Annotated in this window: 20 protein-coding genes; 16 read left to right on the top strand and 4 right to left on the bottom strand. The window is 39.7% G+C overall.

Annotation, left to right across the window (positions count from 1 at the left end; all coding sequences use genetic code 11):
• Positions 1–25 precede the first annotated feature (25 nt).
• The 5 genes from EMP01_RS03130 (at position 26) to EMP01_RS03110 (ending at position 7,717) form a co-directional block, all read left to right on the top strand.
• Positions 26–3,115: a tetratricopeptide repeat protein gene (locus EMP01_RS03130; RefSeq protein ID WP_129020026.1), complete on the top strand. Its 3,090-nt coding sequence runs from the start codon at positions 26–28 to the stop codon at positions 3,113–3,115.
• Positions 3,116–3,144: 29 nt separating this feature from the next.
• Positions 3,145–4,797 (top strand): TonB-dependent receptor, encoded by a 1,653-nt coding sequence (locus EMP01_RS03125; RefSeq protein ID WP_129020025.1) that lies wholly within the window; start codon positions 3,145–3,147, stop codon positions 4,795–4,797.
• Positions 4,798–4,972: 175 nt separating this feature from the next.
• On the top strand, positions 4,973–5,800 hold the full coding sequence (locus EMP01_RS03120; protein ID WP_161971202.1) for an HU family DNA-binding protein: 828 nt from the start codon (positions 4,973–4,975) through the stop codon (positions 5,798–5,800).
• A 117-nt stretch (positions 5,801–5,917) separates the two neighbouring features.
• Positions 5,918–6,928: a PorP/SprF family type IX secretion system membrane protein gene (locus tag EMP01_RS03115; RefSeq protein WP_129020023.1), complete on the top strand. Its 1,011-nt coding sequence runs from the start codon at positions 5,918–5,920 to the stop codon at positions 6,926–6,928.
• Positions 6,929–7,015: 87 nt separating this feature from the next.
• Complete coding sequence (locus tag EMP01_RS03110) at positions 7,016–7,717, top strand: response regulator transcription factor (RefSeq protein WP_129020022.1); 702 nt, start codon at positions 7,016–7,018, stop codon at positions 7,715–7,717.
• 199 nt (positions 7,718–7,916) lie between these two features.
• On the opposite strand, the gene EMP01_RS03105 is transcribed toward EMP01_RS03110, so the two are convergent.
• From EMP01_RS03105 to EMP01_RS03090, 4 genes are all read right to left on the bottom strand, one after another.
• Entirely contained in the window at positions 7,917–9,170 is a 1,254-nt protein-coding gene (locus tag EMP01_RS03105) for a pyridoxal phosphate-dependent aminotransferase (RefSeq protein WP_129020021.1), read from the bottom strand.
• A gap of 282 nt (positions 9,171–9,452) precedes the next feature.
• Complete coding sequence (locus tag EMP01_RS03100) at positions 9,453–10,229, bottom strand: alpha/beta fold hydrolase (RefSeq protein ID WP_129020020.1); 777 nt, start codon at positions 10,227–10,229, stop codon at positions 9,453–9,455.
• Between the two features lie 3 nt (positions 10,230–10,232).
• Positions 10,233–10,757, bottom strand: coding sequence for a DinB family protein (locus EMP01_RS03095; RefSeq protein ID WP_129020019.1), 525 nt, complete (start codon positions 10,755–10,757; stop codon positions 10,233–10,235).
• 81 nt (positions 10,758–10,838) lie between these two features.
• Positions 10,839–11,978: an NAD(P)/FAD-dependent oxidoreductase gene (locus tag EMP01_RS03090; RefSeq protein WP_129020018.1), complete on the bottom strand. Its 1,140-nt coding sequence runs from the start codon at positions 11,976–11,978 to the stop codon at positions 10,839–10,841.
• A gap of 463 nt (positions 11,979–12,441) precedes the next feature.
• On the opposite strand from EMP01_RS03090, the gene EMP01_RS03085 reads away from it, so the two are divergent.
• From EMP01_RS03085 to EMP01_RS03040, 11 genes are all read left to right on the top strand, one after another.
• Positions 12,442–14,286 (top strand): IS1 family transposase, encoded by a 1,845-nt coding sequence (locus tag EMP01_RS03085; RefSeq protein ID WP_129020017.1) that lies wholly within the window; start codon positions 12,442–12,444, stop codon positions 14,284–14,286.
• Complete coding sequence (locus tag EMP01_RS03080) at positions 14,195–15,091, top strand: leucine-rich repeat domain-containing protein (RefSeq protein WP_129020016.1); 897 nt, start codon at positions 14,195–14,197, stop codon at positions 15,089–15,091. Before EMP01_RS03085 ends, EMP01_RS03080 begins: the two co-directional genes overlap by 92 nt.
• A 252-nt stretch (positions 15,092–15,343) precedes the next feature.
• Positions 15,344–16,522, top strand: a complete 1,179-nt coding sequence (locus EMP01_RS03075; RefSeq protein ID WP_161971201.1) for an RHS repeat-associated core domain-containing protein — start codon at positions 15,344–15,346, stop codon at positions 16,520–16,522.
• Positions 16,491–17,030: a hypothetical protein gene (locus tag EMP01_RS03070; RefSeq protein WP_129020014.1), complete on the top strand. Its 540-nt coding sequence runs from the start codon at positions 16,491–16,493 to the stop codon at positions 17,028–17,030. The genes EMP01_RS03075 and EMP01_RS03070 overlap by 32 nt, the downstream gene beginning before the upstream one ends.
• 528 nt (positions 17,031–17,558) lie before the next feature.
• Entirely contained in the window at positions 17,559–17,969 is a 411-nt protein-coding gene (locus EMP01_RS03065; protein ID WP_129020013.1) for an energy transducer TonB, read from the top strand.
• A 119-nt stretch (positions 17,970–18,088) separates the two neighbouring features.
• On the top strand, positions 18,089–18,265 hold the full coding sequence (locus tag EMP01_RS15485) for a hypothetical protein (protein ID WP_161971200.1): 177 nt from the start codon (positions 18,089–18,091) through the stop codon (positions 18,263–18,265).
• Between the two features lie 174 nt (positions 18,266–18,439).
• A complete protein-coding gene (locus EMP01_RS03060; protein ID WP_129020012.1) occupies positions 18,440–18,922 on the top strand; it encodes a hypothetical protein in 483 nt (160 codons plus the stop codon).
• 182 nt (positions 18,923–19,104) lie between these two features.
• Positions 19,105–19,677, top strand: coding sequence for a hypothetical protein (locus EMP01_RS03055; protein ID WP_129020011.1), 573 nt, complete (start codon positions 19,105–19,107; stop codon positions 19,675–19,677).
• Between the two features lie 173 nt (positions 19,678–19,850).
• Positions 19,851–20,261: a hypothetical protein gene (locus EMP01_RS03050; protein WP_129020010.1), complete on the top strand. Its 411-nt coding sequence runs from the start codon at positions 19,851–19,853 to the stop codon at positions 20,259–20,261.
• A 400-nt stretch (positions 20,262–20,661) separates the two neighbouring features.
• Complete coding sequence (locus tag EMP01_RS03045) at positions 20,662–20,994, top strand: hypothetical protein (protein ID WP_129020009.1); 333 nt, start codon at positions 20,662–20,664, stop codon at positions 20,992–20,994.
• A 35-nt stretch (positions 20,995–21,029) separates the two neighbouring features.
• Complete coding sequence (locus EMP01_RS03040) at positions 21,030–22,088, top strand: hypothetical protein (protein ID WP_129020008.1); 1,059 nt, start codon at positions 21,030–21,032, stop codon at positions 22,086–22,088.
• The last annotated feature ends 357 nt before the right edge of the window (positions 22,089–22,445 follow it).

The raw sequence follows: 22,445 nt of genomic DNA, 5'->3' as shown, positions 1-22,445 counted from the left end.
TACACCGGGATTACAAATACATAAAATGTATCATTTGAAAATGGGGCGAAACTTTAAATCAATCATACATAGATCACTGGTACTGGGTACAGCATTATCTATAGGCACGGCTGCCATGGCGCAAACGACTATCAGTAATCTGAAACCCAAAGCCTTATTGCAGCACGGTATCGAGCAGTACCAGCAGGGGCACTATAACCTTGCGGCGCATACACTTTCCGAATTCCTGGCTTATCCGCAACAACCGGGCCAGTCCAGTGTGGCTGTAGTCACTTCCCTGGACAGAGAGCAGGCAGAATACTATCGTATGCTGTCGGGGGTTAAACTCCGTAACCTGGAGTCTATAGGGGAAGCTAAGGCGTATGTAAGTAAACAAACGAATGTTGCATACCGCCAGAGGGTTGCCTTTGAACTGGGTAAATACTACTTTGAAAATAACCGCGACCTGGCCGCAGCCATTACCTATTACGAAATGGCCGGTGTGGACAATCTGAGTAATGCAGAAATTGCAGATACGAAGTTTGAACTGGGCTATGCCTATTTCATCAATCAGCAATTCAGCCAGGCACGTAACCTCTTTGTGGGGATTAAAGAGATCCCGGAGAATAAATATTACTTACCGGCAAACTATTATTATGGCTTGCTGACCTATAATGAAGGTAATTTTGATGATGCCCTGAAAAGCTTTGAAAGAGTGCATAACTCTGAAGAGTATAAGGATATCGTTCCCTATTACGAGACCGAGATCCATTACTTTAAAGGCGATTATGATAAAGTATTATCTAACTCCCGCCGCTACCTCGGCAAAAAAGATAAGCTCTATTATGATAAGGAACTGAGGCTACTGACCGCGCAGACATTGTTTGAGATGAAGCGCTATGATGAGGCCCTGCCTTACTTTGAGGATTATTATGCCAACAGTGAACGTGTGAAAAAAGAGGAGCTGTATGAGATGGCATATACTTATTACCAGCTAAACAAATACAGAGAAGCGATTGATAAATTCCAGCAACTGAGCAGTACCCAGGATTCTCTGGGGCAAACCTCCATGTACCTGCTGGGAGATTGCTACCTCAAAGTAAATGATAAGAAAGGCGCGCGTAATGCCTTTGGTCTGTGCAGTGAAATGGATTATAACATTGCGCAGAAAGAAGCATCACTCTTCTTATATAATAAGCTGTCTTATGAGCTGGGCTTCGATCCTATGGCTACTACCGGCTTTAAGCGCTTCCTGACCGAGTTTCCGAACAGCAGCAATGCTGCTGAAGCCAGGACATTATTGTCTTCTATGCTGCTGAAGAATAATAACTATGCTGAAGCATACGATTTATTAGCCGATAGTAAAGAAAACAGCAATGAAGCCTTATCCCTGTTTCAGAAAGCAGCCGTAGGCCGTGGTCTGCAACTATTGCAGGACAAGCGTTATGGAGAAGCAGAGCAATATCTTGATGAGTCACTGCGCAGACCGGTAAATCCGGCACTGGAAGCTGTCGCTTACTTCTGGAAAGGAGAAATCGATTACAAGCAAAACCAGTTCAACGAGTCTGTAACTGCAACCAAAAGTTTCCTGAGTAAAGTAAAAGGAAATGAGTCTGCTGCAGCTAAGGTAAGCAGCAAGGCTACGGTGCAGAATGCCAATATCAACCTGGGTTATGCCAGTATGAAGGCCAGTAATTATGCCGATGCACAAACCGCTTTTGCTGATGCACAAAGGGGAGGATCTGAAGGATCTGCCGATGCAATTGTACGCCAGGCTGATGCTGCATTTATGCAGAAAGATTTCGATAATGCAGCCCGTCTGTATGATAGAGCGATTGCCGCAAACTCAGGCGATCCCGATTATGCACGTTATCAGAAAGCACTAATCCTGGGACTGCAGAATAAGCAGGCCGAGAAAGTGGAACTGCTGAAATATGTAGTACAGAAAGGTAAGACTTCCATTAAGGAAGATGCCACACTGGAGCTGGCTTCGGAGTATATCGCTATGGATAAAAATGCAGAAGCGATTGCATTGCTCGAAAAACTGAATACAACCAATGTAAACCTGCAGGCCAAAGCTGCCTACCAGCTGGCATTTGCCTACCAGGACAATAACCAGGGTGCTAAAGCGATAGATGCCTATACAACATACATCACTAAATATCCTGCTGCAGAAGACCGCACAGCGGCACTGAGTGCACTGAAGACTTTATATGTGGCACAGGGCAAACCGGAGCAGTATGCAGACTTCCTGCAAAAACAGGGTATTACTGTAGATGATAAAGACGATGTTGAAAATGCATACTTTGATGCGGCCGATAATGACTTCTCTAACGGGAATTATGATAAAGCCATTGCACAGTATGATAAATACCTGACGCAATACCCGAAAGGAATGTACCAGGTAAAAGCACTTTACTACAGAGGAGAGAGCTATTATCAGCAAAAGAAATATGATAAAGCACTGGCAGACTATAGCAGCCTGCTGTCCGGCTCCTGGAGCGAGTTTTCGGAAGATGCTGCATTGAGGGCCGCAACCATCAATGCCAATCAGAAAAATACAGCAGCTGCCAAGCAATACTACAATATGCTGGTGGAGCACCAGGCTACAGAATCATTACCTGCAGCACAGGAAGGCCTCATGAAGATTGCTTTTGATGAAAAAGATTATACCGGTACGGAAAGCTATACCAGCAGCATTCTTGCGGCAAGTGGTGTAGAAGAGCGCACCCGCATGACGGCTCAGCTGTATAAAGCCAAGGTGCAGCAAATGAACAACCAGTTGAACGAAGCGAAGACTACTTATCAGCAGCTGGACAAAGCCAATATCGGAAACATCAGTGCAGAGGCACGTTACCACATTGCGGAAATCTTATTTGCGCAGAAGCAGAATGCGGAAGCGGAAAAGGCTGCGAGCTATGCCGCACAGGCTTCTAATGGCGATGCTTACTGGACAGTGAAGAATTACATCCTGCTGGCAGATATCCTGGCCGATAATAAAGATTACTTTAATGCTAAAGCTACCCTGCAGAGTATCGTAAAAAATGCCGGTGATAAAACGCTGGTGCAGGAAGCAAAAGATAAGCTGGAAAAAGTAAAACAACTGGAGAAAAATAAAAGTAAGCTGGCCGATTAATGGATCAATGTTCAACAAAACGAAACAGAATGAAGCGCATCAATCATAAATCTTTACTGGCCCTTACCCTTGCAGCTGCTCCCTGGAGCCTGCAGGCACAACAGGCCAGCCGCAATAATACAGACACTACTTTTAAGACACAGTCTTTAAGTATTTATTCTACTTACAAGCCGGAAGTGGCCCCTGCTCCCAAACCGGAGTTTGTACCTTCATTGCCGGTAATTGATACGGTAAAGCCTAAATTTGCCTATACCGTACCACAACAAACGCTCAGTTATTCTTATAAAGCAGAGCCGATCAAACCGCTGGCGATGAAACAACAGAAGGAAACACTTCCTTTTGAAAATTACATTAAGCTGGGTATTGGTAACCTTAATACTTACCTCATCGATGCTGGTGTAGGAGGTATATATGGTGATGAGTATGATCTGAATTTTCATTTCAACCATTTGTCTCAAAAAGGTAAACCGCTATACCAGCAATGGTCTCAGAACACCCTTACCGCAGGCGGCAGCTACTATTTTCCGAAACATACCCTTGACCTGCAGCTGAATGCAGACCGCAGGGCATACCGCCAGTATGGCTATGATACCACCGTGTATCATTATGAGGAAGACCGGGTTAAACAGGTATATACCGGGGTTGATCTCCAGGCTGCGCTGACACCGGTGTCTCCTGGTTTCTGGAATATCAAGTACCAGCCTACTGTCTCTTTATACCTGCTGAATAACAGCATGGGGGCTAAGGAGCGTGCTTTGGGACTGGCTTTGCCTTTCTCCAAAGCGATAGATTCAACCGTGAGTATCGGTTTGGGCGTAAATGCTAATCTGACTCAGTACGATGCCGGAAATGGGGTTAAGGGTAATAGCTATCTGCAACTGACACCTGCAGTAGATCTGGCCTTCTCCAGAACTAAGATCCATATAGGCGTGAAGCCGACATGGGCGAAGGGTAATGAAGTGTACCTGTTGCCAGACCTGACCGCAGAAACGGTTCTGACCAAAAATAAAGGCCTGAAATTAATGGCAGGCTGGACCAGTAACCTGGAGCAGAATACCTATAAAAACCTGAGTACCTATAATCCGTACATGCTGTACCAGTATACGCCGGTGCAGGGAACCAGCAATAAAGTGTCTGCCGGTTTTGATGCAGCGCTGAACAGTCATTTCCAGATTGGCGGTACGGTAGGATATAAATGGTGGAAGAACCTGGCCATGTTTGCCAATAACTATACCGACAGTACCGATGGCCGTCAGTTTGATGTGCGTTATTTCGATGCCAGCGCTGTCAATGTAGAAGCGCGCCTGCGTTACCAGATCCATAGCAAGTTCAGCGTATGGGGTAGCAGTGTGTGGAATATATATAATGTAAAAGGTCAGGATAAAGCCTGGCATATGCCGCAGGTAAGTATCAGCGGGGGATTGAACTGGAATGCCTTCCCTAAATTTAACCTCAGTGCCGGAGCTACGCTTTATGACCGCATGTTTGCCAATAACCCGGATGGTACATATAAGAAACTGCCGATGATTGTAGACATTAATGCCATGGCCAGCTATGATGTTATTCCAAGACTGACCCTATTTGTTCAGGCCGATAATATCCTGAATCAGAAATACCAGTTATGGAACCAATATCCGGTATATGGAATTAATATACTGGGTGGAATCCGATTTAAATTCTAATCCTTACTTTTGCGTAAGGTAATTTGTACCCCAGAAACTAAATAAACATAGATATAAAAGAATGGATGTTGCTAAATATATAGGTCTTTTCCTGCACAAATACCAATATTGCTATTTGCCGAATTTAGGTAACTTCCTGGTTACCAGGAAGCCAGCCCTTCAAAAGGGTGACCAGATGGAAGGTCCCCAATACCAGGTATCTTTTACCTTTGCCAATGGCTCAATTGATGATGCCCTGGCCAATTTTATTGCTACTAATGAACGCATCAGCATTGCAAATGCTGCAAATGCGATTAAAGATTTCTGTACCCAGACCAGGGAAGCACTGACCGAAGGTAAGGAGGTGACCATCCCGGGATTTGGAAAATTTGTACGTACTGAAGGTAAAAATACCTTCATTTCTGATCAGAACATTGAAGTACAAACCCGTACGATCCCTTATTTCAAGACACATGCTCCTGCGGCTACAACTACCGGCGAGACAATCTCTCAGATGTATGAGAAGATGCAATTGAAAGAACCGACTATTGATGAGGAAATTGTGATCAAACCGCCAATGGTGAACTGGTCTAAAATTATCATTCTGGCCCTGATCGTGCTGGCTATTTTAGGTGCGGGAATCGGTATCTACTGGTACATGAGTAAAGACAATAATGATGCTGCTCCGAAAGTAGAAAATGCAGCACCGGAAGCGGCTGCTGTACGTAATGATACGGCTGCAACGGCTACAGCTCCTCCTCCTGCACAGGCGGCGGCTACCCCTTCAAACGGGTATAACTATGCCATCCTGCAGTTCACTGATAAGGCAGCTGCGGATAAAAAACTGGATAAACTGAAGGCATTTGGCCAGGACTCTTATGGTAAAGACCTGTCCTTAAAGGAGAATGGTGCCGGAGTTTATTACATTACCATGAGTGTTGCAGGCAATTCTGATACTGCAGTGGTAAAAGATTCTTTACGTAAGTTCTTTAACCCTAATGGCAATGTATTTATCGTAAAATAAATTATTTGATCATTTATTATAAAAAAGCGTTGCCCCTGTGGCAGCGCTTTTTTATTGGCCTTAAGGGAACATGTTATAAATAAAATGTTATCTTTATAGGCATAAACTCTAAACTCCATGCGTCATTTTTTAATACTGATCGGAATGTGTCTGCTCGGGTTGCCATCATTTGGCCAGGGTATACACTTCTCACAATATTACAATGCACCACAATTACTCAATCCTGCCAATACAGCCCTCATCCCTACAGAAGACTATCAGGTAGGGGTTAATTACCGGGAACAATGGTCCAATGTTCCGGCAGCATTTAAGACGATTGCCGCTCATGGAGATTTCCAGCTGTTGCGGAATAAAAACCTTACAAACTGGATGGGTATCGGTGTCGCCTTCTTTTCTGATAAGGCAGGAGCCGGTATCTTATCACTCGACAAAGTACAGGCCTCCCTTGCATACCATGTGCAGCTGAATGATTATAATATGATCTCTGCAGGTATCAGCGGCGCATTTGTACAACGTAGTATAGACTTCTCCCGTCTTACCTTCGATGCGCAATGGGATGGGATGTCTTTTAATAAAAACCTGGCACAACAGGAGCCCTATGCCACAAACCGCGTACGCTATGCCGATGTTATGCTGGGGGTAAACTATGCATACTTTCCCAACCCTGATTTCTACCTGAAGATCGGAGTAGGGGCGCAACACCTTAATCGTCCTAATGAAAGCTTTTACCGCCAGGAGAATCGCCTGGGTATCAGACCAATGGCAAATGTAGATGCCCTGATTAAAGCCGGAGATAAATTCATTATCAATCCTTCTTTATATTACGCTTACCAGAAGAAAGCCTCGGAATTGGTTGCAGGTGCTTTATTTAACCTGAATGTATCCAGTATGGACCGGGCTAATAATCAAATGATACTGGGTGTATTTTACCGCTGGAATGAAAGTTTTATACCTGTTGTGGGGATTGAGTGGACCAAGATGCGATTAATGTGCTCTTTTGATGCAACAACATCCGGCTTCTCCAAAGCTAACAGAAGCTTTGGTGCTATAGAGCTGTCCCTGTCATTTAAAGGATTATACAGTAGTATTTCCGGTGGCAGAGATACTTATAACTGTCCGAGATTTTAACAAAAAATAGTGCAGCAGGCTTACGTCTTATAATCAATATATTATACCTTTGAAACACAAGATTCACCTAATCTCATCAATTAAATTATGGAAATAGAAAAATCAAAAATATTACTGGTTGAAGACGATACCAATTTAGGTCAGGTATTGAAGAATTATCTCGAACTGCACGACTATGTTGTAGAACTGTGCAGAGACGGTATTCTGGGTCTGGCCGCATTCAGAAGAGAAAAGTTTGATATCTGCCTTTTAGATGTAATGATGCCGAATATGGATGGCTTTACACTGGCAGAAGAGATTCGTAACATAGATCCGGATATTCCATTGTTCTTCCTGTCTGCACGCAGCATGAAAGATGATGTAATCACGGGCTATCGTTTAGGGGCTGATGATTATATTGCCAAACCATTTGACAGTGAAGTGCTGTTGCATAAGATCAAAGCTATTCTGAAACGTAATCAGGAGATCCAGGAAAAAAATCCTTCTGCTACAGACTTTGATGTGGCCAGCTTCCACTTCAACAGCAAGCTGCGCATCCTGTCCCGCGAAGGAAAAGATGTAACATTGTCTCCAAAAGAAAATGCACTGTTACAAATGCTTTGCGAATACAAAAACGATCTGTTACCACGTGAGCAGGCGCTGAAACGCATCTGGGGTAGTGATACCTACTTCAACGGAAGAAGTATGGATGTATATATTGCCAAACTGCGTAAGTATTTAAGCGAAGATCCGAAAGTAAGTATTGTGAATATTCATGGTAACGGCTTCCGCCTGGTAGTGGAAGAGTAAGGTTACTGCATATAAAAAGGAAGGGCGCGATCTGTGATCGCGCCCTTCCTTTTTATATGCAGTTTATTGAGTATCCGCATGTGGTCAACTTTTTTCTTCGTCCTTTTGTCCGGCAACAAAAGGTACCAAAAGATATAAATAGAATGCCTAAATCATAAGGCCAATCTTTGTTTCCTTTAAGCGGATACTCAGTTAAAGTTTATTGCAACTGGGCTAAAGCCTGCCCCAGGTTATTAAAGATAATATCCAGGTCTTCCAGTTTACAGGTGCCTACACTGATGCGGTACCATGGGCTTTGTGCATCTGCACCAAAGCAGTTAAACGGAACCAGTGCCAGGCCTACATTGCCTAAAAGGAACTGGGTTACATCTGCCTGGTTTTCCAGTAATTGGCCCTGGAAAGATTTGCCTTTCAGGTCGAATTTAAGGGTCAGGTAGATGGCCGCCTGCGGCGCGATGGCCTCAACAGCATAACCTTTTGCACGCAGTGCCTCAATGCCATCATAGATACGCCATAAGCGCTGCTCCAGCTTGCCTTTCAGATCAGTCAGGTATTCAGCTACCGCAGTTTCATCATCAAGGAATGCAGCAGTCGCGATCTGCTCAGCCATGGGTGCCCAGGCGCCCATATGACTCATCAGTGCTTTCATTTTAGCGATTACTTTAGCCGGACCGAAACCCCAGCCCACACGTACACCGGTTGCTGCAAATGATTTGGAGATACCATCTACAGAAACAGTATATTCTTTCATTTCCGGACGTAAAGCCACAGGGTGGAAATGTTTAGTATTACCATAGGTCAGGGTAAAATACATCTGGTCGAACAGCACATATAATTTACGGCCCTCGCCACGACGTTTGTTTTCCTCCAGTACCAGGTCACAGATCTGCTCCAGTGTCTCTTTAGACAAAGTCGTTCCGGTAGGATTTTGCGGGGTACACAGGCATAATAAAACGGCATCCTGCAGATGTGGTTTTATTTCTTCTACCGTAGGCATGAAATTATTCTCGGCAGTGGTCTGTATCTCGCAGGCGATACCACCGTTAAGGGTAGTATAGTGATTATTGTTCCAGGAAGGAACGGCATAGATCACCTTATCGCCGGGATTGACCAATGTTTTAAATAAAGAATAGATCAACGGACGACCACCACTGGAAATCTGAATTTCATCATTCGCATAGCTCACCCCTTCATATTTCTGCACAAATCGGCCTACTGCTTCTCTTAAAGGCAGTACACCATCAGCCGGAGGATAGTTCGTATATCCTTCATGATAAGCTTTTATAATTTGGGCCTGCAGCGCTTCCGGAATGGGAAATATCGCAGGATTAAAGTCCCCGATCGTATAGTTGTAAATACGTTCTCCATTGCGGATACGATTATTGATCTCATTGCCTAATTTCACAATTTCCGATCCGACCAGCGATTCTGCAAGATTACTTAGTTTACTCATGATTTATTATTTGTTGATATTTTACGGTATGTACAAAATACAAAGAGGCTTACCTTTTAGCGGTAAGCCTCTTCATATTGTTGGAACATAAACCCATATAAAGATGATTACCCCAGGAGGTAGCTACGTTTATTGCGTTTATATTCTGTATTAATTTTCATCATTTAACAGGGCAAAAGTACCCCTAGTATTTTATTTTACAAAAAAATAACCCTGTAAAAATCATAAAATAATAAATAACAATAATGAGACACTTAAGATTTGTGCCGATAAGAGGTGCAATTATGTTTGCAGAAATCGGGTAATAAACTCTACACAGCAATCAATCAAAGTATCGTCAACCCTGCCCTGCTCATCTGGCATCATATAAGAGCCATGTCCCGCCGGAAGAATGAGTAAACGGCTGTCAGGGACTAGTCTACTCATTGCTGTGGTATGTTCTGGTTTGATCACATCCTGGTCCCCGCTTATAAACAATGCCGGTACATTTATGGATTGCAAAACTTCGTCCGGCCAGTCACTGAAGTGCAGCATGCGCTGACTGTCCCGGAAAAACATGTTCTGAAGCCTCACCGGATCAGGTGTACATTTCAGGAAATTTTCCTGCAGATAGGCTGGCATATGATCCAAGGTCGCCTGTTGCATTCCTTCAAAGAAGCCATCAATCATGCCCTCTCTTTTCGAAAGACCGGAGGCTGCAATAATCTTTTCGCAGCGTTGCGGGAATAGATGGCCAAGCTGCATTACCGTTGACGCGCCATTGCTGAAACCAAAGAAAGACGCTTTGCCAATCTCCAGCCGATCCATTACAGCAATAATGTCGCGGGCATCCTGAACAAAGGTTGCAGGCTCATACCGGTGATCGGAGCGGCCATGGTTCTGGAGGTCGACTGTAATCAACGTATATTGTCCTGCCAGGCGTGGTATAACCTCACTGAAATCGAATGCACCGGAAGAGCCTCCGCCATGTATAAGGACCAGGGGAGCGCCGCTACCATAAATTTCATAATATAGCTTAATCCCATTCGCTTCGGCAAAGCCGGTTGATTGCGCATGCATAGGTTAGTAAGGAATGTTGGTGTTTATATCATATTTCATGCCCTCATAGCCGAGGATCTTGCGCATCAGTCCTATCTGGCCGCATAGATAATCTTCACGGCCTATGCACATACCCATAAAACTCAATACTGTTGCCGGTACAAAAGGAACATTCATGCCGAACTGGAAGGCACTGTCCAGGAGCTCGTCCGGTGCCTGGAGTAATTGCTCATACAGCAGCGCAGAGATTTTGTGAAAACTTTCTTTCAGCGCCTGTAAGCTGGGGTAGTTGTACTCCGGACTCAAGGCCTTGCCCTGGAAGAACAGATCGCTGTACGGATCTTCTTCTCTCAAACCCAGAACCCATGCCATACCGTAACGGCAGTTGACCAGGTTGCCCGCCATCCAGATGATGTGATTCGTTTTGCCGTCAATTCTTTTCAGCGCATCTTCTTCCGTAATACCATCCAGCACATTAAGGAAGCTCTGGGTATGCATTCTGAATGCAGGAATAACGATGTCTAATTTTTTGGAAACAGGAGTGTTCATAGTTGATGTATTTTCGTCATACGAATATACGGTATACTATAACATGGTTTGGCGGAGGTCTGGATATTAACATTAAGGTCATTATGATTTGTGATCGGGTAGGGAGGCCAGTTGCTGTGCCACCAGGCTGCCTAAAGCAACACCCATGCCGCCCATGCGGAATGCCCCGTGTATGCGGTCACTGAAAGATTGCACAATCGGTTTCTTATCTTTTCCAAAAGCCATAATGCCAGACCATTTCATGTCTATTTCAAACGGAGTTTCCGGTATGACGGCCTCCCGTAGCCAACTACACAGTTTGTCGATGATCTGTTCGTTAAGTGTGATTTGGTCCGTTGCTTCCGTATCAAAATCAAGGTTTCTGCCGCCACCGAATAAAATGCGCCCTTCGAGTTCACGGAAATAGTAATAACCCTGGTCGAAGTGGAATATGCCTTTCAAACGTAAACCCGGAATGGGTTTAGTAAGGATTACCTGCCCGCGACCGGGTTTGATATCCAGGTCGGGAAAGAATCTCGGGGTGAATGCATTAGTGCAGACCAGCACATGTTGTGCGCTAAAGTGCATGCCTTCTGCACGATAAGGATCGTGTACATTAACGGTTACACACTGTGTGCTTTCCTCAATCTCCAATACTTCCACACCTGTTTTGATTTCGACCCCTTTACCGATAGCAAAATCAATAAGGCTGCGCATCATCTTTCCGGTATGCAGTTCGCCTTCGCAGGTAGTCTCGACACAGTAAGGAAAGTGTTGCCGTGACATACCGAAGCGATCAATAGTATCATTACAGATCCGGAATACAGGCTCAGCAGATACCTCGCGCAACAGCGTGTTGAAATAATCCAGCTTGTCCAGTACAGGGGTCTCATGAGCAGCTAATAACTCATGGCTTCCATTTTTGCGATAGCCTATAGCCTCATCTCCTAACCTCTGGCGCAGTAATTCTATGCCCTGTTTACGTTGTGCAAACAGGCTGAGCAGCTCCTCCTCCGAAAGCGTTTGCAGATCATCTGTCAGCTCGGAAAGGCTACCCATACAGGCAAAGCCTGCATTGCGGGTACTGGCACCGGTCGGCAGGATGCCCCGCTCCAGTACTAATACGGAGGACATCGGGTACTGTATCTTCAGGTTGATTGCTGTATTCAACCCAACAATACCCGATCCGATGATCATAAAATCATATGTAAGCAAGGAAGTTTTCTCCCAGAAACTGATCATAATGGCAATAAAAATTTATGAAAATAGAATGTTAATATACTGATTTTGGGTAATTATTTAACAGTCAACATATTGTGAATTGAGAATTTATCACAATCCTGTTGTTTCTATAGTCATGCAGATGCAAGCATTATTTGACAGTATTTATATACTATTTTGCTTTAATTTATTGATTTTTAAATAGTTATAGTTTGTTTTTTAAATAATTCACAATAGAGTGATTTTAATTAATTTGATCGATAAAACCAAATATTTTTTTCACAAAATTTGGTTAAAAAAAATGTTTTTTTAACTTTGTCACGTTTTGGTGTTTTGAGGACCGTGTAGTGTATCAAAGTTAGTGATGCATTGATTGAGTAGATTTAAGGAACAGGTTTTCAATATTAAATCATTTTAGGTCAAATACGAGGAATGGGTATAATTACCTGTTTCTCGTATTTTTATGGTCTAAAATGACGCTCAAATGCAGTATACTGTGTCCAGGTGTATCAGAATTAGTGATAACAAAATATGTCCGCATTGCTATATTCCGAGAATAGTTAAAAATGGAAAGACGGGTACAGGGAAGCAGCAATATGTTTGCCGATGTTGTGGCAAAAGAGCATTAGACTATTACAACTATAGAGCTTATTGGTCTTTAAACGATGATAGCATTATTCGATTAACAAAGGAAGGCTGCCGCATTCGTAGTATATCCAGGTTGCTGAAAATAAGCTTGAATACTGTTTTGCGAAGAATAAAATTGATTGCTTCAAAAATTGTAAAGCCTGTGATTTCTTTTGATAAAGAATATGAGTTGGATGAACTGTGTACTTATGTGAAGAACAAGGCTCGTATGCGTTGGATAGTTTATGCCATCAGAAGAGATACGAAACAGGTAGTAGATTTTGCGATTGGGAGGAGAACGAACAGAACATTAGGAAGAATAACGGATACATTGTTATTATCGAATGCGACAAAAATATTCACGGATCAGCTGCCAAATTATAAATATTTATTACCGCCCGATATTCACTCAACAAAGTACAGAGGCACGAACCATATAGAAAGGAAAAATCTAACCTTAAGAACACATCTCAAAAGGCTAAGCAGAAGAACGATCTGTTTTAGTAAAAGTGCCACCATTATACAGGCTGTAGAGATGATTGGTTCAGATGCTGTAGTACTGGGGAGCATACCGGTTACCGGTAAGGGTACCTATCGTATCAGCTTCAAACCGACCGGTTCAAGCGTACAATTGTGGGTACTGGGAGCATATGATATACTGCTGAACCCTACCTGCTATACCTACCCGGTTACGACGCAGGAAACCTATTTGGTAGATAGCTGTGATGAAAACAAAGACCGATATAGATTTGGGTTTAATGGACAGGAGAAGGATAATGAACTGAAGGGGATAGGGAACTCATTAGACTTTGGGGCGAGAATGTATGATAGTAGAGTTGCGAGATGGATGAGTATTGATCCTAGTGCGAGTAAATATCCGAGTCTTAGCCCTTATAATGCTTTTGAAAATAATCCAATTAGCTTGGTTGATCGAAATGGAGAAGATGCAGAATATTATATTAAAGGAAATCAGATTACTGTTAAAAGTACTATATATTTAGTCAATGGAACAGAACTAGATAGAAGGCATATCAAGACAGAAATAGACAAGATTTATAGGCCTCAGTCATTCAAAGCTTATAATGAGGTAACCTATTCTATTAAATTTGATGTTAATGTTGTAATTATTAAGAATCAACAAGAGCTATTCACATTAAAACCTTGGGATTCTCGTGCCTACATTTCTGATCAATCGGATTATCGAGATAATGTTGTAGGGGGAACTGTAATGAATTTAAGTAAGCGATCAGATGCAGTTGCACATGAATTCGGGCATATTCTTGGTTTTGTTGACCTATATTTTGATGTTTACACCTCTAAATTGGGACGCTCTTCTGATAGAATTGAGGATTATACATTATCTGGTATTGCTTATGATGGAGTACCAGATAATCATTTAATGAATAATAGCAATGGTGTTTTTCTTAAATCAATGGTAGTCGATTTGGGAAATTATATAGTGAGAAACGCAACTAATACTGGATTACTTACTGCTAACGGTAGAATAAATGCTGCAAATGCAAAGCTTGGGGATATTCCAAAAGAGGTTAAGAGTAGATCGCAAATGAGGTATGATCCCCCTCCGGTTGCATTAGATGAAAATATACAATATGAAAATAACAACGGCAAAGTTAATGATGGGAAAAAAGCGAACTCTTCAGGGGCAACTCGCCAATCAGCAATCAGTAGTCTTAGTAGATAAAATCTTTTTTATGCATTATATTATTATCGTTTTATCGTTGCTTCTTTTTATAAGTGCCTCTTGCGATAGTACTTTAGATAAAACTAACATTAATAGAATGGAGGAAGCCTTGGACGTAAAACCATCCTATGCTTATAATCTTAAAGATGTCTATGAGAATGCGGGAACAGTTCATCATTTATCCTTAGACCAGTTGGGTACAGAAAGTATTGATAGTCTACTGAAGTTTGAAAAACTCGAGACGATAATAATTTCAGGATTAAATAATAATCAATTACCTAAGCTTCTAAGAACTTTGTCGAATCTAGATAGCTTAAGTGAACTTTATCTTCAAGACTGTAAATTTGATTCTCTTCCGGATGAAATTGGTTTAATGAAAAGGCTAAAGGTTCTTGAGATATACCCTAATGAATTAAAGCATATTTCCACAAAACTTTATAGCTTAGAGCAACTTAATTCTTTAGAACTTAACCTTCATTCTATTTATAGAGACCTTGCAAAATTGTCTAATATTAGAACTCTGTATATAGAGTGTATTGATGTAAATGGGTATTGGGAAACCGTTTTACAAATGAAATCCCTTGAAGAAATCTATTTGCCAAAATCTATAAGCTATATTCCTAAGGATATTACAAACTTAGTGAACTTGAAAAAACTTGATATCTCTGGCACTCTTTATGAAAAGAATATTGTATCCAAGATCAACCTAGATAAAGGGAGAAAACTTCAAAAATCTATTCGAAAATTGAAAAGCGTATTACCAGATAGTTGTATAATTCTTGCTAGTTTTAATGTGAAATGGTAATGGGTAATGTGGTAAGGTAGTGTGGGAGTGTATCAGATTTGATGTTTTGGAAAAGCCGCAGATTACTGGATTGATTTACAATAACATTACCTTAAATAGAAAAATAGTGCGGATGGAGGTAATGTATCAGATTTGATGTTTTGAGAAAGCAGCAGATTAATAGGTCGATTTACAATATCGTTACCTTAATTACAAATAGTGCGGATGGATATTTATCCATCCGCACTATTTGTATGATGAAAGCAAATATCTTTGGATATCGCGAGTATGTCGCAAACGGGCGATGATGCCACCATTATACAGGCTGTAGAGATGATTGGTTCAGATGCTGTAGTACTGGGGAGCATACCGGTTACCGGTAAGGGCACCTATCGTATCAGTTTCAAACCGACCGGCTCCAGCGTACAGCTATGGGTGTTGGGGGCATATGATATTTTGCTGAACCCAACCTGCTATACCTACCCGGTGACCACACAAGAGACCTACCTGGTAGGTATCTGTGATGAAAACAAGGACCGATATCGATTTGGGTTTAATGGAATGGAGAAGGATAATGAACTGAAGGGGATAGGGAATTCATTAGATTATGGAGCTAGAATTTATGATAGTAGAACTGGTAGATTTTTAAGTTTAGATCCGGAAGCGAATGAAATGCCATGGCAATCAGCATACTTAATGGCAAGTGGTTCTCCTATTGATAAAATTGATCCTGATGGTGAATGGGATATTACTGTTCATGCACATAGAGACAGGTCTAAATATGGTTATGCTACAATGATAGTAACTGATAATGACGGGAAAGTTATCTACAGGACAATTGTTAAAACGGTTGGCTCTGGTAGAGTAAGGAATAAAACCAATGGAGATACACCTCAAGGAAAATATAAAATATTAGAGTGGAGAGAGACTGGAGGGAAACGTTATCCTACTAAAAGTTTTGGTCCTAACAATATTCTGGCGCTTGACTATAGAGGAAAGGAGGGGAAAGGAAGAAATGGTATGCATATTCATGGAGGAAGAGGGTATTATGCTGACGGTAAAGCTTTGATGAGTACTCACGGTTGCATGAGGATTAACGATAATGATATAAAGGAACTCAAAAAAATTACAGATAGAATCGAAAGGTTAGACCCGACAGAAAAGAAAGGATTTCTTACTCTAGTAGATGATCTGTCTAGCCCCGTTAAATATGATGAAAATAGACATGGTACCGGATCATCGAAGAAGGTTTTTAATTCTTATAAAGCTCACATAATTGATGCAGGTGAAGATGGTTACACTAATCTAAGACCTAATCCTGGTTCTGGTGAGGCTACGCGAGTTGATGCCGGTACTGAAGTTAAAGTCATTGGAACTAGCGGTAACTATACTAAAATTCAATATAAAAATCAACAAGGATATGTACCATCTCGATATGTTCAAAAAGGGTAATCTATTATTTGTATTTTTTATTTGTAGTTGTAACATCGGTAGTAATAAACGGGATGTTGTAAGTTTAGATAAAAGAGCAATATATAAACATTGTTTAGCTTATGAAAGCTATTTAAAACTTGACAATGATCATATGACTTCAAGTGATGCTTTTTTTGACTCTCTTACAAATACAGATATTAGGGATACTGGTTTGTATATTCGTTTGTTGAATGTCATCATGAACGTTAAGGATGAAAGTGAAAGCGAAAACATTGGAAGTGCTGTTTATATAATGCTAATAAATTATCCTTTAAAAGGGAATGATATTGATAAAATAATTGATTGTTTTCCTGATTCTGAACGTAATCGTATAAAAGAGAGAATTGTTGAAATAATGGATATAGACTTAATTTCGGATAATTATAATGAAGAGAAATTTTTAAGATCCTTTCCGTTTTTTAGCAATAGTATATACCTAAAAGCATTTAAAAAAGTAAAAGAGAATAAAAATGCGGGAGAATGGTAGGGGTAGTGTTTCAGGTAGTGTACTCACTTTGTTGTTTTGCAAGTAATAAGGTCTAAAACACTGTACAATTAAGGTTTTTGATATTTTAGACTATGCAAAAGCGGTAGTGTATCAAAGTTAGTGATGAATTAATTGAGTAGATTTAAGTAACTGATTTTCAATATTAAATCATTTTAGGTCAAATACGAGGAATGGGTATAATTACCTGTTTCTCGTATTTTTATGGTCTAAAATGACGCTCCAATGCATTCAATAAGTACGATGTGTTCAAGAATTGAGGATAAGCATCCCATGCTCGTTTGTTCACATAATCGTATCATTAAAAATGGGAGAAGGACTAATAATTAGCAAGGTTGTTTTAGGAAGATAGTAGTAGGTTGCCAAGAGATAGAATATGGAGAGGGGGCATCCTGGGTCAAATCAATATCAGTACACTGTAAATGGCTTAAACCCGATATTAATGAATGATCTCTAAAATAATAATGATGTAAAAGCTGATAGCAACGAATCCAGATTAATACGGATATTATGAAAATACAAATTGCATTTTTGTCAATTTCATTATTTGCTTGTACTAATAAATATCATTTGGGAGCGGATGATTATAAATGTGTATGCTATAATGACAAAACTCTAAATCGCAATGTTTATACAACTTTTGATGTGATGCCAAGCTTTGAAGGTGGTGAAATGGCATCGTTAAGATATATAAATAGTAATTTAAGCATTGATGAAGATGAACACCATGTCGGTAGTATTAAAATGGCTATCGTCATTGATACAAGTGGCGAAGTACTGAAAATTGAATCTCTTAAAGAGATTCCCTCAAGTCTTGAAAATAAAGCACGAATCGTTATTTTGAAATCGAATAAATGGAAACCTGGAATTTGTGCAAATAAAAAAGTGGTTTCAAAATACATTCTTCATTTTCGATGGTAAGTGTGGTAATGGCAGTACTCAAAACTGTAGTGTCTTAAAAGAGCTGGTGACCGTTGTTGAATGTTTTATGATAGAGCAACAATAAAGTATGGTAAAAGCAGGTGTGGTAATTAGCTGGGATGCAATTTGTAAACACACTCAACCCTCAGGATATAGATGCAGGTATCCTGTGCCTGGCAGAGCATCATTTGTATGGTCACAGCAGGCTTGGGGGGCAGTACTATAACTGGATCTGTATAGTCCAGAACGAGGAAGTTGATGAAATTTTAGCTTCTGCATTTAAAACTGACAACTGAGTTTAACTCAGAAATAATAGTTATTCATTTAATGAATATTACAGATAAGGATGGAAATGAGGTTAATGGAGGTAAGTCTAGAACTTATAAAGTATATGATGAGGAAAAAAAGGAATATATTAAATCGTTAATAGCTCCATTAATTACTCTAAATAAAGATAGAAAATAGTAAATATGAAAAAGTATCTTTTAATTATTTTGACTTTGTTTCTGAAGCCCACTCTGGCGATAGGATGTAGTTGTCCTCAATCATTAAGTATGCAGGAAATAATAAAGAATGCTAAATATATTTTTCATTGTACAATTCTAGAAAGAAAATTGGTTAATTATGATATATGTAAGAGTGCAGGAACCGAAGTCTCCACTTCTCAAGTTGACTCTTTAAGGAAAACGGGATGTTTAGCATCCTATTATCGATATAAAGTTTCAGTAAATAAAAATTATAAGAATGAGGTTAAACCTTGTTTCGTATACATTGAGACACCAATAGGTGGCTCAATGTGTGAAATCTTTTTTGAAATAAATAAAAGATACATTATTTATCTTGAAGATGAGTTTACTGATCAGGTCTACTGTTATTTAACATCTTGCGACAAAGTAGTTGGAAATTCTAGCAAAGAAAGAAGAATTTTATACAAAGAACTTAACGTCAAATGATTTTAATGGAGAAATAATGGCGGTGGCTAAATTCTGTAATGTGCCAAATGAGTTGGTTTTCTAAGTATAAAATATAATACATAATAAGTTGAACAATGCTCAGATGGTAGAATTTGTTTTTATTTACTCTTGATAATGAATTACTATCTTTTTGCTAACCAGGTTTACAATAATGCGTTATTATGGAAGGTTATGTTATCAGAATTAAAAACAACAATGGATATCTGGGAGTAGATAGCATTGGTAATCAGGAATGGACCGACTTTATTCCTGATTGGAACGCTCTGTATCCAGATGATACGATTTTAATTAATGACGCATTTGAGTGCTATATTAGTAGCCAGATAGGATTGAGTATTGTCAAGCGTTTTCATGGATGGTTGAAACAAAAAGAGGGGTATCACCAATCAAAACTATTGTTTTTTCAAAGTAATGAAGAGGCTGTCCTGATACCTGATGGGTATTTTGTATTGGGTTATGATGTAGCTTTTATAGAAGATCCTGAGTATTGGACCAGAGACTATTTTTATTCAAGTGTGTACCATGAATTATGCAATAGTCGCATCATTGTTGTCCATGATTCTATGCGCGCATTCAGGGACAGGCTGAATCAGAATGGATTATTTAATAATCCTGATAGCGCAGCTGCATATCTGAAATGCCGAAACGAACTGTTTACAATGGATCTTAATAATCTATTTGAAACAGCATATGGAAAAGCATATGAAGTCATTAGGATTATCGAAGCAATGTAATTGTAAACTTATTATATTAAAATATGTTGAACACAAAAAGATTGGACTTGCAAAAGAATATACGATTACTACTTCGCAATCATTTCTATGTATGCTTTCTGGTAATAATAGTAAAATTTTCTTCCTGTTTATCGGCTGGGACGCATGGTTGCATTAAAGCGTACGCCTATCCAGTGAAAAAAAATGAATTACAGCATGCAGTAAATGCGGTAATATCCAATAGTAATAATCTTACTCAGGATACTATTCCTCAAAATCCCTTAGTAGATGTTACAAATGGTAAACATGATACTATAAAAGGTCTCTCCAATGATGCCTACGTTGAGCTATATATTTCTAGAGATGGGAAAAAGTATAGATATACATTCAGATACACTGGAAATAAAAATGATTGGAATAGAGATACAACATCTGAAATATTTATTGCTTATGCTCATGATGAAAATGGTAGAGGAGGTAGTGAAGGGAACGGCGGTATTGGATGGTATACACCTTTTCTGAAAAAAAAGTTGATAAAAGTTTTTGAGGAGGAATTTATAGATAAAATTGATGAAAATTTAAAAGTAAAACATCGGGAATCTTGAGCAGATTATAGCTTAATATTATTAAAGGATAGACTATAAGTATTGAATGTAATATATACTATGAAGTACAGGGAATATTATTTCCTCCTTTCTATCATGCTGGCTCATTCCTGTCGGTCAACAGGAAATTTGCATAGTATAGAAGAGGTAATGTTTTTTCTCGACCAGCAGAAAGGAACTAAGATATCAATTGAAGAATTGACCAGCCATCTTACATTTCAGAGAATAAATGCTTTTTCTCATGGAGACCAAATCGTTAGTTATAATATATTCTTCTCTGACGTTATTTTAAATGCAAAAGATACATGCTGGCTGACTATTGACTATAATACAGAAGCACATCGTATAGTTGATTACTACAAGAGTTGTCCTTAGTATGTTCAAATATGATATCAATACTATGAAAAGAGCATTAATTACTATAAGTATCGTGATTGCTTTCTTTGGAATTGCTTTTTATGATACGCATTTGAAGGGTCAGCACTTTTGCCGGGAATATTATAATCTGCCCATGAGTGGCGTTGTAGATTCTGTATTTAGGGATAAAGAAAATAAAGAAAGCCCTCGGATATTTCTTAGAGGAGAGGGAATTCCCTATACTATTTATGCTTACGAAGCCTGGCAGTACCTGCATCCCGGAGATACCCTTGTTAAGGAAGTGGGTAGTTTTAGATTCAAGGTAAACCGCCCGGGCACTTACCCGGAATATTTTCATTATAATGGTTGTGATTAACTGAACGTATGTATATTGCTTAATATAATATTTGCATGAATGAACGGTATAAAATCATTGAATCAGGACAGTATTTTGAGATTGAACCCGATAGTAAGGACAGGTTTTCTTTTGCAGTGGGGATATTGGAGCTTTTTGCTATCACCTGGTTTGTTATATCCAATAATGTGCTTTCCTCTTTCTACGCACCAGTGGGCGTTATCGCTTGTTTTGCCATTTTTAAGGTACATATTTATAATACTTTCGAACGATTGTATACAAGAACCCTGATAAAGCAGGGAGATACTGTTTGTTTACTGCTTGGTCGGAAAAAGTATATATTAGATAGGCAGCAATGCTATATAAGCTGGCAGTCAGAGAAAAGTACTTATCTGAGCAATATACCTCCACGAGGCTTTATCATAGAACTCCATTTTACAAAACGATTTGGCTATCAGGCGCTATTTAAAAAAAGCATAATGCTTTTTTATACCGAAGAAGTTGAAGTATGCAAACGTAAATTGGAAATCCTGCAGGAGCATTTCGGATTGAGAGATGCTTGGGATGAACGAAAAAGACAGCTCCAGCGCCAAAAGGAACGAATCCGGGAAAGGGTGAATATTATAAAAACATATACTGATATGGAATATACTGTAGAAACGAAAACCGGTTTCCGATTTGCTTTACTGACTTTTTTATGGAGTATTGGCTGTGGTATCCTATGCTTGTATTTTTATGATAAAAATACTATACTCATGTTGCTGACTGCTTTGATCTGGTTGTATGCAATGATAGTAAATTGGTTCCAATGTCTAGTGACTAAAAAAATTATCCGCATCGGCGGTGTCGTAGAAGTGTATATTGGCAAGCTCCGTTTTATATACGAAATAGCAGAACTACGTCTTGTATTGACGGACCGGCATATAAGAAATGTGGGAGTAGTTTACACTCTTCAATTAAAAAAGTATGGTGCATTTTATCCATTGTCTTTGTTCGGCAAGATTATCTTATATGCCGATGTTGCTTATGTAGACATACGGACAGAAATACCCATAATAGAACGGGTGGCTGGCGTAGAATGTATTGAACTATTATTACATGAGAAAGAAAATTGACACACGTATTATGTCTTATGCTCCGATGAAATTTAATTTTAAAGAATAAATAGTGGGACAAAACAAAAATATAAAAATGCTAATGGTATCTGTAATCTTTTTTACTGTTACCATTATTAATGCATTGCTGGCATTTTTTTTGCGATGTTTTCAAGGATTTGCCGGGAGCTTTCTAATGATAAGCATGTTTACATTCATTCCAGCAATGCTTATGGTATTATCTTTATTATTTTTGATCATTAAAAGGAATATTTTTATTTATACATCCATTTTGGTCAATGGGATAATGCTGATGCTATTTTGGTACATGATCAGCCAGTTGTATGAAGGGATATAATTTTCAAGGCTCGCGCCTAC

The organism is Edaphocola flava (assembly GCF_004118155.1).
Lineage (GTDB): Bacteria > Bacteroidota > Bacteroidia > Chitinophagales > Chitinophagaceae > Edaphocola > Edaphocola flava.
The sequence above is the reverse complement of the archived record's forward strand: the minus strand, read 5'-3'. Positions and strand labels throughout refer to the sequence as shown.

Bases quoted from the DNA above. Each gene is read 5' to 3' on its own strand.
- EMP01_RS03130 (WP_129020026.1), top strand. From the start codon at position 26: ATGTATCATTTGAAAATGGGGCGAAACTTTAAATCAATCATACATAGA.
- EMP01_RS03125 (WP_129020025.1), top strand. From the start codon at position 3,145: ATGAAGCGCATCAATCATAAATCTTTACTGGCCCTTACCCTTGCAGCT.
- EMP01_RS03120 (WP_161971202.1), top strand. From the start codon at position 4,973: ATGGAAGGTCCCCAATACCAGGTATCTTTTACCTTTGCCAATGGCTCA.
- EMP01_RS03115 (WP_129020023.1), top strand. From the start codon at position 5,918: ATGCGTCATTTTTTAATACTGATCGGAATGTGTCTGCTCGGGTTGCCA.
- EMP01_RS03110 (WP_129020022.1), top strand. From the start codon at position 7,016: ATGGAAATAGAAAAATCAAAAATATTACTGGTTGAAGACGATACCAAT.
- EMP01_RS03105 (WP_129020021.1), bottom strand. From the start codon at position 9,170: ATGAGTAAACTAAGTAATCTTGCAGAATCGCTGGTCGGATCGGAAATT.
- EMP01_RS03100 (WP_129020020.1), bottom strand. From the start codon at position 10,229: ATGCATGCGCAATCAACCGGCTTTGCCGAAGCGAATGGGATTAAGCTA.
- EMP01_RS03095 (WP_129020019.1), bottom strand. From the start codon at position 10,757: ATGAACACTCCTGTTTCCAAAAAATTAGACATCGTTATTCCTGCATTC.
- EMP01_RS03090 (WP_129020018.1), bottom strand. From the start codon at position 11,978: ATGATCAGTTTCTGGGAGAAAACTTCCTTGCTTACATATGATTTTATG.
- EMP01_RS03085 (WP_129020017.1), top strand. From the start codon at position 12,442: ATGCAGTATACTGTGTCCAGGTGTATCAGAATTAGTGATAACAAAATA.
- EMP01_RS03080 (WP_129020016.1), top strand. From the start codon at position 14,195: ATGAAAATAACAACGGCAAAGTTAATGATGGGAAAAAAGCGAACTCTT.
- EMP01_RS03070 (WP_129020014.1), top strand. From the start codon at position 16,491: ATGTACCATCTCGATATGTTCAAAAAGGGTAATCTATTATTTGTATTT.
- EMP01_RS03065 (WP_129020013.1), top strand. From the start codon at position 17,559: ATGAAAATACAAATTGCATTTTTGTCAATTTCATTATTTGCTTGTACT.
- EMP01_RS15485 (WP_161971200.1), top strand. From the start codon at position 18,089: ATGCAATTTGTAAACACACTCAACCCTCAGGATATAGATGCAGGTATC.
- EMP01_RS03060 (WP_129020012.1), top strand. From the start codon at position 18,440: ATGAAAAAGTATCTTTTAATTATTTTGACTTTGTTTCTGAAGCCCACT.
- EMP01_RS03055 (WP_129020011.1), top strand. From the start codon at position 19,105: ATGGAAGGTTATGTTATCAGAATTAAAAACAACAATGGATATCTGGGA.
- EMP01_RS03045 (WP_129020009.1), top strand. From the start codon at position 20,662: ATGAAAAGAGCATTAATTACTATAAGTATCGTGATTGCTTTCTTTGGA.
- EMP01_RS03040 (WP_129020008.1), top strand. From the start codon at position 21,030: ATGAATGAACGGTATAAAATCATTGAATCAGGACAGTATTTTGAGATT.